Annotated in this window: 16 protein-coding genes; 11 read left to right on the top strand and 5 right to left on the bottom strand. The window is 49.1% G+C overall.

From position 1 onward, the window contains the following. Positions 1 to 6: 6 nt before the first annotated feature. The 3 genes from FPG75_RS18415 (at position 7) to FPG75_RS18405 (ending at position 5,076) form a co-directional block, all read left to right on the top strand. Positions 7 to 1,785, top strand: a complete 1,779-nt coding sequence (locus tag FPG75_RS18415) for a PspC domain-containing protein (protein WP_143308658.1) — start codon at positions 7 to 9, stop codon at positions 1,783 to 1,785. A 170-nt stretch (positions 1,786 to 1,955) separates the two neighbouring features. Continuing rightward, on the top strand, positions 1,956 to 4,088 hold the full coding sequence (feoB, locus tag FPG75_RS18410) for a ferrous iron transport protein B (RefSeq protein ID WP_143308656.1): 2,133 nt from the start codon (positions 1,956 to 1,958) through the stop codon (positions 4,086 to 4,088). A 55-nt stretch (positions 4,089 to 4,143) separates the two neighbouring features. Next, the gene (locus FPG75_RS18405) at positions 4,144 to 5,076 is read left to right on the top strand and encodes a M20/M25/M40 family metallo-hydrolase (protein ID WP_143308654.1); all 933 of its coding nucleotides are present in this window, start codon (positions 4,144 to 4,146) and stop codon (positions 5,074 to 5,076) included. Positions 5,077 to 5,141: 65 nt separating this feature from the next. Here the strand turns inward: FPG75_RS18405 and FPG75_RS18400 are convergent, their stop codons facing one another. Next, positions 5,142 to 6,587 carry a S41 family peptidase gene (locus FPG75_RS18400; protein ID WP_143308652.1) on the bottom strand — a complete coding sequence of 482 codons (1,446 nt, stop codon included), beginning with the start codon at positions 6,585 to 6,587 and terminating at the stop codon, positions 5,142 to 5,144. A 71-nt stretch (positions 6,588 to 6,658) separates the two neighbouring features. After that, complete coding sequence (locus FPG75_RS18395; protein ID WP_143308650.1) at positions 6,659 to 7,315, bottom strand: DUF922 domain-containing protein; 657 nt, start codon at positions 7,313 to 7,315, stop codon at positions 6,659 to 6,661. 176 nt (positions 7,316 to 7,491) lie between these two features. Between FPG75_RS18395 and paaA the strand changes: the two genes are divergently transcribed. From paaA to nadD, 5 genes are all read left to right on the top strand, one after another. Further along, positions 7,492 to 8,490: a 1,2-phenylacetyl-CoA epoxidase subunit PaaA gene (paaA, locus tag FPG75_RS18390; protein WP_143308637.1), complete on the top strand. Its 999-nt coding sequence runs from the start codon at positions 7,492 to 7,494 to the stop codon at positions 8,488 to 8,490. A gap of 30 nt (positions 8,491 to 8,520) precedes the next feature. Continuing rightward, positions 8,521 to 8,907, top strand: a complete 387-nt coding sequence (locus FPG75_RS18385) for a 1,2-phenylacetyl-CoA epoxidase subunit B (protein WP_143308635.1) — start codon at positions 8,521 to 8,523, stop codon at positions 8,905 to 8,907. Continuing rightward, positions 8,897 to 9,661 carry a 1,2-phenylacetyl-CoA epoxidase subunit PaaC gene (gene paaC / locus FPG75_RS18380; protein WP_143308633.1) on the top strand — a complete coding sequence of 255 codons (765 nt, stop codon included), beginning with the start codon at positions 8,897 to 8,899 and terminating at the stop codon, positions 9,659 to 9,661. The genes FPG75_RS18385 and paaC overlap by 11 nt, the downstream gene beginning before the upstream one ends. A gap of 2 nt (positions 9,662 to 9,663) precedes the next feature. Continuing rightward, positions 9,664 to 10,155 (top strand): 1,2-phenylacetyl-CoA epoxidase subunit PaaD, encoded by a 492-nt coding sequence (paaD, locus tag FPG75_RS18375; RefSeq protein ID WP_143308631.1) that lies wholly within the window; start codon positions 9,664 to 9,666, stop codon positions 10,153 to 10,155. An 84-nt stretch (positions 10,156 to 10,239) separates the two neighbouring features. After that, the gene (gene nadD / locus FPG75_RS18370; RefSeq protein ID WP_143308629.1) at positions 10,240 to 10,809 is read left to right on the top strand and encodes a nicotinate (nicotinamide) nucleotide adenylyltransferase; all 570 of its coding nucleotides are present in this window, start codon (positions 10,240 to 10,242) and stop codon (positions 10,807 to 10,809) included. Here the strand turns inward: nadD and FPG75_RS18365 are convergent. Next, positions 10,806 to 11,864, bottom strand: coding sequence for an AI-2E family transporter (locus tag FPG75_RS18365; protein ID WP_143308627.1), 1,059 nt, complete (start codon positions 11,862 to 11,864; stop codon positions 10,806 to 10,808). The genes nadD and FPG75_RS18365 overlap by 4 nt on opposite strands. Positions 11,865 to 12,044: 180 nt before the next feature. Between FPG75_RS18365 and FPG75_RS18360 the strand changes: the two genes are divergently transcribed. From FPG75_RS18360 to FPG75_RS18350, 3 genes are read left to right on the top strand one after another with little or no spacing between them, the layout of a single operon-like run. Beyond that, positions 12,045 to 12,239, top strand: a complete 195-nt coding sequence (locus FPG75_RS18360; protein WP_143308625.1) for a YtxH domain-containing protein — start codon at positions 12,045 to 12,047, stop codon at positions 12,237 to 12,239. A gap of 27 nt (positions 12,240 to 12,266) precedes the next feature. Then, positions 12,267 to 12,716, top strand: a complete 450-nt coding sequence (locus FPG75_RS18355) for a hypothetical protein (protein WP_143308623.1) — start codon at positions 12,267 to 12,269, stop codon at positions 12,714 to 12,716. A 28-nt stretch (positions 12,717 to 12,744) separates the two neighbouring features. Further along, entirely contained in the window at positions 12,745 to 13,101 is a 357-nt protein-coding gene (locus FPG75_RS18350; RefSeq protein ID WP_143308621.1) for a hypothetical protein, read from the top strand. A gap of 122 nt (positions 13,102 to 13,223) precedes the next feature. On the opposite strand, the gene FPG75_RS18345 is transcribed toward FPG75_RS18350, so the two are convergent. Both FPG75_RS18345 and FPG75_RS18340 read right to left on the bottom strand, forming a co-directional pair. Beyond that, positions 13,224 to 14,522 (bottom strand): M56 family metallopeptidase, encoded by a 1,299-nt coding sequence (locus FPG75_RS18345; protein ID WP_143308619.1) that lies wholly within the window; start codon positions 14,520 to 14,522, stop codon positions 13,224 to 13,226. Between the two features lie 5 nt (positions 14,523 to 14,527). Further along, the gene (locus tag FPG75_RS18340) at positions 14,528 to 14,890 is read right to left on the bottom strand and encodes a BlaI/MecI/CopY family transcriptional regulator (RefSeq protein ID WP_143308617.1); all 363 of its coding nucleotides are present in this window, start codon (positions 14,888 to 14,890) and stop codon (positions 14,528 to 14,530) included. Positions 14,891 to 14,987: the final 97 nt, after the last annotated feature.

The following is a 14,987-nucleotide window of genomic DNA, read 5'->3' as shown; positions in this document are numbered from 1 at the left end:
ACAGAAATGAAAAAGATTATCAACATAAACCTGTCTGGTAGGCTGATTCCCATAGAGGATAGCGCTTATGAGATACTGCGTCAGTATCTGGACAGTCTTAAAAAATACTTTTCAAAAGAGGAAGGGGGAGATGAGATTGTTGCGGACATTGAAGCGCGTATTGCTGAACTGTTCCAGGACAAACTCAAGAAAGGAGCACATTGCATTACCGACGATGATGTAACCTCCATGAAAGCCGCCATGGGTACGCCCGAGCAGTTTGATGAGGAAGCCCCCAAGGAACAGGCGCAACAACAGCAAACACAGAACGAATACTATAGCCGTCCGCGCAAACGCCTCTATCGCGATCCGGACAACAAAGTGCTGAGTGGTGTTTGTAGTGGTTTGGGCGCCTACTTCAACGTAGATCCGGTGATCTTCCGTATCATCTTTGCCCTGCTGGCCATCGGTGGTTTCGGTACTGGTATCCTCGTATACTTCATCCTCTGGATAGCCACGCCATCCGCAGATACGGCTGCTGAAAAACTGGAAATGAGAGGGGAGCGTGTGGACCTTAACAACATCCGCGCTACCATCCAGGAAGAACTGCAAAACGTGAAAGGCCACGTGAAGAGTGTTGGAGACGACATCAAAAATTTTTCGCAGGGCCGCGGAAAGCAGGTAGGTAACGACATTGAGCGTTTCTTTGTGAACCTCGCCTCCGGCCTCGGCAAAGCGCTGGTATTCGTTACCAAAGGATTCTTTTACTTCCTGGCAGTGGTACTGCTGTTCTGCCTCGTAGTGGCAGCGATCAGTATCGCCATCTCTTCCGCGGCCCTGATGCCATTGCAACACCTGATCTTCTCTGCCGAACAGCACACCTTCCTGCTGTGGCCCGCTGTAGGCCTGCTGGTAGGCATCCCGCTGATCGCACTGGTGATCTTCCTGGTACGCAAACTCACCGGCTCCAAACAAACCAGCCGCTTCGTTGGGCCTACCCTGGCCTTCCTCTGGCTGCTCGGATTCCTGTTTGCCGGTATGGTAGCTGTATCGCTCGTGAAAGATTTCCGCAGAAGCAGCACCAACAAACAAACCTTTGCCATCACGCAACCCGCTAAAGGTAAACTGATCCTCAAACGCCTGCCAGGTATCCAGTCAGATGATGAAGACGATTTCAAATTCATGGATGAACACTTCTATGTGGACGAAGATACCGTAGTGATCGGCGATATCAGGATCAAAATAGAGAAAAGCACTACAGACAGCTTCGGTGTAGACGTAGTGCGCTTCTCCAAAGGCCGCACAGAATCACAGGCCGCGCAACTGGCTTCCGATATACAGTTCAAATTAAATCAGCAGGACTCTGTTCTTTATATCCCTTCAGGATTCTCCCTGCCATTGAACGACAAATACCGCGGGCAGCATATTACGCTGATCGTGAAAGTTCCTAACGGTAAAAACCTGGAAATCGACCACGATGTATACCGTTACTTCTCCTTCCGCCGCTATAATGCTGATGATAACTGGGACTTCAACGACGATGATGAAACACCCGCTAACCTGAAAATGACGCCTGACGGGCTTCACGACGAAAACAGGAAAGAGCGCCCCGTGGAACAAAAAAGCCAGGACAAAGATTCATTAGAAAATAATTATCGTTATCACGATAAAGGAGAAGAAAAAGATAATAAGAAAGATACCGGATCGATCAAAGAAAGGGCTACTGCCGCTGTTGCCTCCCTCGGACAAATAAAAGATGGCATCTCTTATATCGCATACGGAATATTAAATCTTCATAAAAGCTGATCTATCACACATCACACCAATATAATATATGTAAAAGCCGTGGTATCGACCATGGCTTTTGCTTTTAAAGAGCGCTCCGCTTTTTTCCGCTTTCGATCATTACCCAGCCTGATTAATGTTTAACTTTGCATATTCGGCACATCATTTTAATTAACTGGATAAGATAAGGAATGCAGGCACCCATAAACATCGCACTGGTAGGAAATCCGAATAGTGGTAAAAGCTCCCTTTTTAATGCACTCACTGGCCTGAACCAGAAAGTAAGCAACTTCCCCGGGGTAACGGTGGACAAGAAAACGGGAACGGCACATATTGCTGCTGGGCTGAACGCTAATATCATCGATCTGCCTGGAACCTACAGCCTCTATCCCAAAAGTGCCGACGAGTATGTCACCTACGATGTACTCATTAACGTCAATGCCGCCGAAGCACCCAACCTTGTTGTGATCGTGGCCGATGCTTCCAACCTCAAACGCAACCTGCTCTTCTGTTCCCAGATCATCGACCTGAAAATGCCGGTCATCATTGTGCTGACCATGATGGATATTGCACGCAAGAAAGGTGTGGAAATAGATATCGACGGGCTGGAAAGAGAACTGGGCGTGCCGGTAGTAGCAGTAAACCCGCGCAAAAGTAAAGGGGTACAGGAACTGAAAAAAATCATTGAATTAGCCGCCCGTGGCCAATATAGCGCACCCGCCCGCGATTTTATCCCTAACAATGCACTTGCCAGGGAAGTGATTGAAGACGTGAAGCAGATCAGCCCTTGCCGCAGCGATTACGCCGCCCTTCATGTAGCGGTGAACAGTGATGAGCTGCATTTCCTCAATGGCGGACAGAAACTGGCCATCAAAAATATACTGGCAAAACATCATTTCAATAAAACGAAAGTACAGGCCGAAGAGATCACGCAGCGATATGCCCGTATCAAGCATATCATGAAAGGCACCGTAGTAGAAACAGACCCGCTGCAAAAACAATTGCGCACCGACAAGATCGACGATGTGCTGCTGCACCGCTTCTGGGGCTATGCCATCCTGCTGGTAGTGATGTTCCTGTTATTCCAGAGCATCTTCTGGCTGGCGAAATATCCGATGGACTGGATCGAAGGCGCCTTTGGCGCACTGGGCGGCTGGCTCACGCAGGTGCTGCCAGAAAATATGGTCAGTGATGTATTCATCAACGGTATATTGGCGGGCGTGAGTGGCTTTGCCGTATTCGTGCCACAGATCATGATCCTTTTCGGACTGATCACGATACTGGAAGATACCGGCTACATGGCGCGTATCAGCTTCCTTACAGACCGGCTTATGCGGCAGGTGGGCCTCAACGGTAAATCCGTTATGCCGCTGATCAGCGGCGTTGCCTGCGCCGTTCCGGCTATCATGGCTACCCGTACGATCGAGAATAAAAAAGAACGACTCATCACGATACTCGTCACGCCATTAATGAGTTGTTCTGCACGTTTACCCATCTATACCGTCGTGATCGGGTTGGTCATCCCCGACAGAAGGGTGTTCGGCATCCTCGGGCTGCAAGGCCTGGTGATGATGGGCCTCTACCTGCTGGGCTTTTTCATGGCGATCATCATCGCTGCGCTGATGAAACTGTTCGTGCGCATCAAAGAGAAAAGTTATTTCATCATGGAACTGCCGGTATACCGCGCCCCGCGCTGGAAGAACGTAGGTACCACCATGGTGGAGAAAGCAAAAATATTTGTGACCGATGCGGGGAAAGTGATCGTGGTGATTTCCGTAACACTCTGGTTCCTGGCCTCTTACGGCCCTGGCAGCAGAATGCAGCCGATACACGCGAAATATGAACAGCTGTTGAAAACAGTACCGGAAGGATCACCCGAAGCAGTTGAAATTAATCGCCAGTTCAAATCAGAGAAGTTATCCAATTCCTATGCAGGTATCCTCGGCCACGTGATAGAGCCGGCCATACGCCCGCTGGGCTTCGACTGGAAGATCGGTATTGCGCTGATCACTTCATTTGCAGCGCGTGAAGTGTTTGTAGGTACAATGGCCACCCTTTACAGTGTTGGAGAGGACCCTGATGATAACAATGTTACGCTCCGCCAAAAGATGGCTTCCGCCAAAAGGCCCGATGGCTCGCCGGTGTATACCCTGGCCACAGGTTTGTCGCTCATGCTGTTTTATGCATTTGCCATGCAGTGTATGAGTACGATGGCCACTGTACGGCGTGAAACAAAATCATGGAAGTTCCCCGTCGCGCAGCTGTTCTATATGACCGGCCTGGCCTATGTGTGCAGCTTTATCATCTTCAGTATTTTTAAATAAAATCTAATCATCCCGGCAGAAAATATTGGGTACATTGCAATAAATGCAATGTACTATGAGATGGCTATTTTTCAGTGCCAGCCTGTTCTGGGCTGCCTCCGCGATGGCACAGGCTCCCGTGGATTCGTCACAGTTGATGAAGGATATCAGTACCCTTTCTGCCGACAAGTTCGAAGGCCGTAAAGTGGGCACCCGCGGCAGTCGCATGGCGCAGTTCTATATCATCGATCGTTTCCGGAAGATAGGACTGGCGGGCTATCACGATACTTACGAATATCCATTCTATTTTCAGCAGGGCGAGAAAAGGATCATGGGCACCAATCTTTTTGGTTACATCCCCGGAAAGCTGAACCAGGCGATTGTGGTATCTGCACATTATGATCATCTTGGCATCGGCAAGCCCAATGAAGCGAAAGACAGTATTTACAATGGCGCAGACGATGACGCCTCTGGTGTAGCGGCTTTGCTGACCATGGCAAAATATTTCAAACAACACCCGCCCCGCTATACGATCATCTTCGCTGCACTGGATGGGGAAGAAGAAGGCTTGCAAGGCGCGAAAGCCTTTGTAGCACAGCCTCCCGTGCCGCTGGAAACAATCCGTCAGAACATCAATATGGATATGGTATCGCATAACGATAAAAACGAACTATACGTTTGCGGTACCTCACAGTTCCCCGATCTGAAACCTTACATCGATAAAGTGGCCGCCAACAGCGCTGTACGGCTGATTGCCGGGCACGACAAACCCGAACAAGGCCATGACGACTGGACCCAACAAAGCGACCAATATGAATTTTTCCAGAAGAAAATTCCGTTCCTGTATTTCGGGGTAGAAGACCATCCTGATTATCATCAACTAACGGATGAGTATACACGAATTAATCCATCATTTTATTATCGCGCAGTAAAGACCATATTACAGGTAATTGAAGAGATGGATAGAAACCTGCCGGTAGATAAATTCAGTGGCGCCAAAACAATGTAACGCAATCTATAAAAAGAAAAGCCCCACACGCTTGCGTGTGGGGCTTTTCTTTTTATAGATTGTGCTTATCTTCTTCTTTCAAGAATCATCCCTTTGAACTTGCCAAGTGCAGTAGGATTCACTGCATTTTCTGCAAGACGGAAAGATTCGATGTTTGCCTGTCTGCCCAGCTGGCTAGCAGGAATGCCCAGGTCCAGTAAAGCCGAGTGCAGCAAAGGATCGCTGAGGCTACCCCAATCGTTGGTGTAGTCGTCCTGGACATTTACATCAGGAGCGATACCAGTGAAGTAATCGCCTTGTCCGGCCGAGTTTTTAGACTGGAAACTTACCGCATACATATCGTAGCTGCCGAAAGTGATATTGATGAAACCAACAGGTTTGCCGTAGGTGGTGCGGCCCACGAGGCGGGGGCTCATGCTGGGTTTCAGCACATTGTACAGCAGTTCGCTGGCAGATACGGTGTTATGTGTAACCAGGAAACGCAGGTTGGCGATCTTCTGTGCGCCGGTGCTCTGGAAGTTCGTAGTGGCGTAAGTGGTAGCTTCCGAATGGAAGATATCTGTCCAGTTATAGTTAGGATAATTCGGAACGGCTTTCATGCCGGTAAAGTACCAGCTATAGCGGTCGTTCTTGATGTTATCGTTATAAATCTGGGTGTACATCACCGTGTTGTTGACAGATGCCGGCGCCATTTTGTTGGCGAGGTATTCTGCTGTTTGCACGAGGCCGCCGCCATTGTAGCGCAGGTCGATGATCACATTGGTAACACCTTGTGTGAGGAAATTGCTGAAGATGTTATCCAGCTTGCCCTGTACGAGGTTCAGCGCTACGAAGTTGTTGAATACCAGGTATCCCACTTTGGTAGTGCCAAAGGTATATACATTGCTGTAGAAGATAGGATCGAGGTTATACTGGGTAGCGGTGAGGGTGGTGCTGAGGGTGGAGCCATCCGGCTTCTGGAAAGTGAAAGCAGCGAAGCTGCCGCCGAGAGCATTGTTCAGCAGGGTATTGGTGCTTTGAGAACCATATTGAAAGCTGCTGGTACCATTGATGGTATTAATCTTCCAGCCGCGTTTGATGCCTGCTTTGTCGGCAGGGGAGCCGGGGTATACGTATACCACGCGCAGTTCAGTATTCGTCTGGAAGCCCACCTGGAAGCCCATGTCGCCTACTACGCCGCCTTGCAGCGCACGGGAGGTGGTGCCGTCGTCGATAAAGCTGTAGCGGTCGAGGTTATTGTTGGAAGCGTCTTTCTTGTAATGCGTTAAGGAGTCGAACATAGCCACGGGGCTGCTGAAGCTCTCCGGCTTGAAGGTGGCGGAGTCGGGGGTAGCATCTGTCCACAGGTATATGTCTTTGAAGATAAAGAAGATGCTGTCATTGACAGACACCTTGCCGTTACCGGAATTGGTGGGATTGGGGGAACCACTGTTATCATTTTTTTTGCAGGCAGGGAGGATCAGAGCGAGTGCCAGACTGGCCGTGAGCCACCATAAGCGATTTGGTTGCATATCCGCTTTTTTAAGGATGAGTGTTGTGATGTACAAGTTTAAACGGTGAAAAGCTCTCAAGGTTTAACCTTTTATTGATGAAGATAATCAAATTCGTAGCCAAGTTCTTCAGGTAATACGCCATTATTTTTCATGCCTACGTTGATCTTGTCGCGCCACCGTAGTTGTGCGGCGGGGTCGAGGCCATGGCGGGTTTCTCTGTCGAAGGCATATTGCAGCCGGTTCATTTCCCGGAATGCTTCAAGATACTGATATTGTATCACACTATCATAATCATCGCGGTTCAGGGCTGTTTGTTTAAGTCGTTGTTTGAACCTTTCCACTACCAGCCGGGTAATGTCGAAGTGCAGTTGCTCGTGGGCCAGACCGTAGGCGGTGCGGGCGTCGGCGCGTACCCAGGAAGCGCTTTTGATAAAGAACACCTGCATATCCAGGTTGATCTGAAGGGTATCTTTGATTGCGCGGCTGCTGCCTTCATACGCGAAGCTACTATAGGTAACTGCGGCACTGGGGCCATTGGCGGATGGTCTTCCCTGGAAATCCTCCCATTTCAGCGGCCTTGCCAGAGAATAAAAAATGGTATCTGAAGGAATAGAATCCACCTGTGGATGATAGCTGAACACCAGTTTGATATAGGGCAGATGATGAGCAGGCGCCCTGCGTGCATGCCATACGGGAGTTCCGGACGACAGCAGTAGCAGACATAGTATCAGCGGTTGCAGGATCATAACAGGTTTTGCTGTCTTAAAATTAGGAAAATGCCCGGCATGCTGTAGTATCAAAGGGAAATTTTGCGATTCTATAACATTTCCTGCTATCTCATCCGGAGGCTATTTTAACAATCATTTTCTGCCGCAAACGGGCTTTTTTCCGTAAATTACGGATCGACCAAAACAATCGCACTATGTACGGCGGCGGATATATATTTGATGAACCCAACAGCAAACAGTTGAGGGAAGAACAAATGCACGATGAGCCGGAGAAGCTCGCGGCTTTTGAAGAACGTATTGCCAGGGGAGAAAAGATCGAGCCTGGCGACTGGATGCCGGTGGAATACCGGCGGCAGCTGATCCGCCTGATAGAGCAGCACGCGCATTCCGAAATCATTGGCGCATTGCCCGAAGGTACCTGGATCACCCGGGCGCCGGGCTTCAAACGCAAGCTGGCACTGATCGCCAAGGTACAGGACGAGATCGGCCATGGGCAGCTGTTATACAATGCTGCTGAAACGCTGGGCAAATCCCGTGAAGCCATGATCAACGATCTCCTCAGCGGCAAATCCAAGTATTCCAATGTATTTAATTATCCGGCTGAAACCTGGGCGGATGTAACAGTGATCGGCTTTCTCATCGATGCTGCCGCCATTGTAAACCAGGTGGCCAATTCCAAAGGCTCCTACGGCCCCTACTGCCGGGCGCTGGAGCGTATATGCTATGAAGAGAGCTTCCATCTCAAGCAGGGCCACGATGCCTTCATTGAGCTGGCTACCGGCACGCCTGCACAAAAAGAAATGTTGCAGGATGCCCTCAACCGTTGGTGGCAGCCCATCATGCACTTCTTCGGTCCGCCGGACAAAAGCTCGCAGCACAGCGAAAAGCTGATGCAGTGGAGAGTGAAAATGGCCAGCAACGATGAAATGCGCAACCAGTTCCTGGATGCATATGTGCCAAAAATATGGGAACTGGGCCTCACCCTGCCGGATCCTAATCTGCGCAAGAACCCGGACACCGGCCGCTGGGAATACTCCGATCCCGATTGGGACGAGTTTTTCAAAGTGATCAATGGCGGCGGCCCCTGCAACGAAGAACGGCTGCAGGTGCGCAAATGGGCCGAAGAACATGGCCGCTGGGTACGCAAAGCACTCATGAACCCGAAAGAACGCCGCGCCCTGCCGGTAGCTTAACGATCATCTCAAAAACAACCTGTTTCTTACATGTCAGACTCATTAGATCCCCGGGTGAACCGCCTTAAACTCGGCAGCCCCTCGGATGTTATTAAGGTAGAAGAAGGAGAGAACTGGAATGTATACGAAGTATTCCACCAGGAGAAAAGAGGCGCCCATCACGAACACGTGGGATGTGTACACGCCCCTGATCCGCAACTGGCGCTCGTTTTCGCAAAAGAACAATTTGCCCGCCGCAAAAAATGTGTGAACCTGTGGGTGGTCAGAAGTGCCGACATCCTCGCATTTGACCTGGAAGACGAAGATATGTTCGCCAACAACCAGGAAAAAACTTACCGCGATGCCAGCGGTTTCAAAGTGATGGAAAAGATCAATAAATTCAAACAAGCAAAAGGACAATCCGGTCATGCCCAATAATCAAGCAGTAACAGATCTGATCATAAAAATGGCGGACGATGAGCTCATCCTCGGCCACCGTAATTCTGAATGGACCGGCCTTGGCCCCGTAATGGAGGAGGATATCGCATTTTCTTCCATGGCACAGGACAAGATCGGCCATGCATGGGCATTGTACCGTGCCCTCGAAGAGCATCTGGGCGGCAGCGATCCGGATCGCTTTGCCTTCATCCGCAAAGAAGAGGCTTTCAAGTGCAGCCATTTCGTGGAAATGCCCAATGGCCAATATGATTTCAGCCTGATGCGCCATTTCCTTTTCGACCATGCAGAAACAGTACGCTATGAAAGCCTGCACAGCAGCAGCTTTACACCGTTTCAGCTGCTGAGCAGAAAGGTAAAAGGCGAATTGAAATACCATACCCTGCATGCCAATGCCTGGATCATGCAGCTGTGCCGCGCCGGCGAAGACAGCTACGAACGTATGAGTGCCGCCATGGAAGAGGCTTTCGCGTTAGCGGCAGGTCTTTTTGAACCTTCCGCGGAATATGAAGAGATACTGATAGCAGAGAAAGTATATCCGGGAGAGAAAGAACTATTCAACCGCTGGCTGGACCGGATCTATCCCGTGCTGGTGAAAGCTTCGCTTAACCTGCCTGATATGGATACCCTGCAACCGGTGTACGGTGGCCGCAAAGGCCAGCACACGCCGCATCTCGCGCCACTATTGAAAGAAATGGGAGAGGTGTTCAACCAGGACACTAATGCAAGCTGGTAACTATGACAAAAACAATCACGATAGAGGCGATATACCAGGCGCTTGAAAAAGTGATGGACCCGGAAATCCCCGTACTGAGCGTACTGGATCTGGGCATGATCACAAATGTAACGCTGGAAGAAGAAGCCGCGCATATCCGCATGATCCCTACATTTGCGGCCTGTCCGGCAGTGACCTATATTCAACAGAATATCAAAACACAGGTAGAAGCGGCGCTTGGTATAGCCGTTATCGTTACTGTTGACAAGAACGTGCATTGGGAGAGCAACCGCATGACCGATGCGGCCCGGGAAAAGCTGCGCAACTTCGGTATCGCGCCACCACAGCTGCTTGCCGGCGAAATGAAGGCAGAGATCATGCTCAATACTCCCTGTCCGCATTGTGGCAGTAAAAATACCTACCTGCGTTCTCCTTTTGGTTCCACCCTTTGCCGCGCGATCCATTATTGCAAATCCTGCGGCCAGGTATTTGAACAATTCAAGCCATTGGAATAAACGGTGTTATGCTGCGGCAATCGCCGGAAATGCCTATTTTTACACGCATTATTGATATGCCATTGGCACATTACACGATGAAACATGAGAATAGGCTTGTATTTTGGGTCTTTTAATCCTATACACACGGGGCATTTGATCATTGCCAATTACGTAGCGTACAATACTGATCTCGACAAAGTATGGCTGGTGGTTTCACCGCAAAACCCGCTGAAACCTTCGTCGGCACTGCTGAATGAGCACGACCGGTTTCACCTGGTGGAACTGGCCATCAAAGACGAGCCGCGCCTCAGGGCCAGCAATATCGAGTTCTCCCTGCCACGTCCTTCATTTACCGTTGATACACTCGCCTACCTTGGCGAAAAATTTCCTACACAGGAGTTCTGCATCATCATGGGCAGCGACAGTTTTCAGAACCTGCCCCGGTGGAAAAATTATGAGCATATCGTCAAACATTATCCCATCTACGTATATCGCCGGCCGGGCCACGAGATCAGTGATACCTTCGGCGCCAAACTGGAAATACTGGATGCGCCCATGCTCGATATCTCTGCCACCAACATCCGCAAATGGATCAGGGAAGGGAAATCAGTGAGGTACATGGTGCCAGATACCGTTATCAACTATATCGCTGAAAATAACTACTACCGCTAGTTTCCGGGTTGGTGCTTCCTGAAAACAGGCGGCGGCAATTCTCTTTTTTTAACAAGATATTCATTGGAATAGATCTCCAGCAGGAGGATGAACATGGAGATGAGCAGCGGCCCGAAGATCAGGCCGATGAAGCCAAAGAGGCTGACGCCAATGAGCACGCCGAATACGGTAATCAGGGGATGCACATCCGCGATCCGCCTGGCCAGCAGGAAGCGCGCGATGTTATCACAAGTGCCAATCACGCCAAAGCCATAAATCAATATCGCGATACCTTGCCAGGTATGGCCTGTTGCCAGGAAATATGCGCCCATAGGCACATACACGGCAGCGGCGCCTACCACCGGCAGCATGGCCGTAAAGCAAGTAACGATAAACCAGAACCAGGGCTCCGGCACCTGGAAAACGAGATAACCGATCAATGCTACAATGCCTTGTATCACCGCTATCAACGGGATGCCCACGGCATTAGCGATCACCAGTGTGTTGAACTCTTTACCCAACCGTACCACGTTTTCATCTTTCAGCGGAATATATTCGTATAGCTTGGATTCCATTTCACGGCCTTTCACCAGCATAAAATACAGGATGAAATACATGATGGCGATGGCAGTAAGCGTATTGAAAGTGGCGCCGAGAAAACGTGGCAACACTGCGGTAATACCTTCCTGCAACTTTTGCAGGCGGCCATCAGACAAGAGATCGACGCCGGTATTTTCCTGGATGCGCGCATTCAACTGTTTGGCGCCATTGATCAGCTCTGCAGAATGAGTGGCAGCGTAAGTCACCTTGTCAGTAAGCATGTTGATCAACATACCGATCGGTAACAGGATGATGAGAAAGGAAAGTATCATCAACAGGGCGGCGGCGAGATTCTTTCTCCATTTATAATGTTCCACCAGGTAGAACATCCATTTGCGGCAAAGCACATACATGGTAACGGCCCCGAGGAAACCGGGAAAATAGGTGTACAGCTCCAGGAACAAGAGAAGGGCCAGCAGCACAATTATCAACAGAAAGGCGATCTGTTTGAGGCGGTCATTGTCTAAATAACTCATGGTTTAATTTCGTATAAATAATCCGGAAAGGCAAACAAAAATCTCGACGGCTTGTTTTTAAAAAGCGATGCATCGGCCTGGTTTGGCAAAACATTTATAAATTGTGGAATAATGTTTGCGAACCAATAGATACAAAAAAAACGAAAACCTTAATTCTCTCATCTCTAAAAACCTTTTGTTATGAGTAACAGTTCAAAAGCCGTGGTTTCATTTATCGTAGGTGCTGCCGTAGGCGTTGCAGTGGGATATTTCCTGAATTCAGACAAGAAAGACGAACTGGTAGAAAGAGTGAAGTTCCAGACAGACAAACTGAAAGACAAATGGAAAAAAAGGAAAGACCATTTTGAAGATGCACTGGAAAACGAGCTGGCATAACACCCCTTTTCGAATAAAATCTTTTGCATGGAAGAAAATTTCAGCAACTACTTTAACCAAACGGGAAAAGTAGCCAGGGAGTACCTGGAAACCAGACTGGACCTGATTAAGCTCCAGGCAGCGGGAAAGTTGTCGAAGGCATTGGGATTGTTTTTCTCCCTTACGCTGGCTTTCCTGCTGCTCTTTTTTGTGATCGTGTTCCTTGGCATGGTGGTAGGGTTCTGGATCGGTGAAATGACCGGCAGCTTTACCATCGGCTTCGCATGTGCAGCAGGCTTGTTCGTGGTGCTGTTCCTGGTGATACTGCTGTTCCGCAAACAACTGATCCAAAGGCCGCTGGCAAGATTGCTGATCACAGAGCTGGTAGACGAGATTGCCGCCAGAGACGAGGAGTCTAATCATCTGCATAATAACAGATCCGCCAAAACAGACGATCCGGGATATGTGCATAATGACGAAGCTGTAGAGTCAAGATAAAAGCACCTCAAATGAAAAAAGTATACACATGCGTAAGGTAAAAATCAACAGCTTTGAAACCCTGGAGCTGGAAATCGCCCGGTTAAAAATGCGTTCGAAACAATTGGAAGACGAGCTGGGCGACCGTGTGGATTTTTTTAAAGACAATTACAAGAAGATGGCATTGAATGCTGTCATCCCCGGCAGCGGCAAACACCGCGGCACACTCAATATGGTGGGTAATGTAGCCAGAGTGGCCTGGGAAAGCGGTAAGTTCAAGAACTTCGCTACCGGGGCGCTGATGACAGTGCTAGAGTTTGTAGGGGTACAACTGGGCATTAAACTATTCAACAAGGTAACCGAAAACAGGCGGAAGAAAAAGGCCGCTTCCCAGGAGGGACAATGACAAAATAACGTGTAGCCCTGCACGTTATCTCATTATGCTATAAGCAATCACCGTTACATCATCTTTCATCCCGGCCACAGGCTTCAATTCTGCGCCTTCTAGGCTGAATCCTACTGTCAGCGTTATGCTTTCTGCTTTTTTACTTTCTGAGGGCCCGCGGCCTGATCACCACTTTCCTGTGCGGCAAGCGAGCGAAGAGAGGCCGGGTAATCATCTACGCCAAAACCATCAGAAACACTTTTCTTGTCCTGTGAAGTATAGAAGAATACAGGGGAAATCGCTTTTTCGCCATCTGCATCGCGGTTGCTGCGGGCCCAGGTGGTGCCAGCTGTGTTACTGATCTTTACTACGATCTGTTTGATCTCACCTTTTTTGTTGTAGGCAATATCATCAACAGTGAGCACATGGCCCTTGGCGCCAAGTTGTTGTTTCATCTCTTGGATATCGGCAGCAGTAGTTTTACAGGTAATCACACCGTAAATAGTCTGGTTTTTTTCGGCAAGATGTCTGTTCAGGGCTGCGGAAGCCTTGATGGTAGCCGGTTTGGTATAAGCGATGGCGGCGCTTGTGCCAAAAAGTACGGGAAGCACCAGCAGGTACATCCAGGTGCGGTTACGGCGGGATCGGGATTTGTTGATCATAAAGATTCTGTTTTTAATGAACGACTTACTGAAATGATGCGCCACAGAAGGAGCATGATATTGCAGGCCTACCCGGAGCAGGCAGTATTGGTAGTCTTCCGAAACAGGCTCCTGTAGCAACGCGGCTTCATCTGCCAGAAATTCCAGGTTCAGTTGCAGGGACTTTTTCAACAGCCATGCAAAGGGGTTCAGCCAGAAGAGGCAGCAGCAGAGCGAGGCCACGAGGTTGTCGATACTGTGGTGTTGCAGTACATGGGCTTTCTCATGCGCCACCACATGTTGCAAGTCCGTAGAGGCGTAACGGTTAGTATCTATGAAGATGTATCGCAGAAAAGAAAAAGGAGTGGTAAGCCCGGACAATTGCACGAAGCTGTATTGGCGATAGCGTTGCACGGCTCCTTTTTTTATGAGCCGTGCGATGCGCAGGAGTTGTACCAGGTATACCAATAAGAGCGTGATAGCTACCCCGGCATACAAGCCGATGATCAATTGCGGCCATCCGATAGAAAGCCCGCCAGTATTGGTTTGCGGGGCGGCGTGTTGCGCTGTGGGGATATCATGAAGCTGTACGATCACCTGCTGTCCTGGCGCTTCCACCGCTATCGTGCGCAGCGATGGAAGCGGCAACAAGGGAAGAATGGCGGAGAAGAGGAAGGCGCTGAGCAACAGCAGCCTGTTATACCGGTAAAACGTTTCCCGGCGAAATACCAATACATATAATAAGTAGAAAACGGCCATACAGCAGGAAGCCTGCACGAAGTAGGAAAGGAGTGTAGCCATAACCGTTATTTTTTATCTTTTTCGATCATCTTCACCAGTTGCTTCAATTCTTCGGGCGACATTTTTTCTTCTTTGGCGAAATACGCCAGCATATTGATGTAGGAGTTGTCGAAAAAAGTATGGAGTACTTTTTTCATAAAGGTGTGCTTGTATTTTTCCTTGCCGATCACAGGATAGTACTCATAAGAGCCACCATATTCATGATGGGCGAGGAACCCTTTTTCTTCCAGACGCTTCATGAGCGTGGAAACGGTGTTGTAGTGCGGTTTGGGATCGGGCAGCTGTTCTATGGCATCTTTTACGAAGCCCTTGCCAAGGTCCCACATTATCTGCATCAGCTCTTCTTCTTTGCGTGATAACTTTTTCATGCATCTAAGATATAACTACTTTTGTAGTTTATAAACTATTTTTGTAGTTGTATAACTACAAATGAAGTAATGCACTGATTATCAGGAAACAAAAAAT

This window comes from Chitinophaga vietnamensis (assembly GCF_902167635.1).
Lineage (GTDB): Bacteria > Bacteroidota > Bacteroidia > Chitinophagales > Chitinophagaceae > Chitinophaga > Chitinophaga vietnamensis.
The sequence above is the reverse complement of the archived record's forward strand: the minus strand, read 5'-3'. Positions and strand labels throughout refer to the sequence as shown.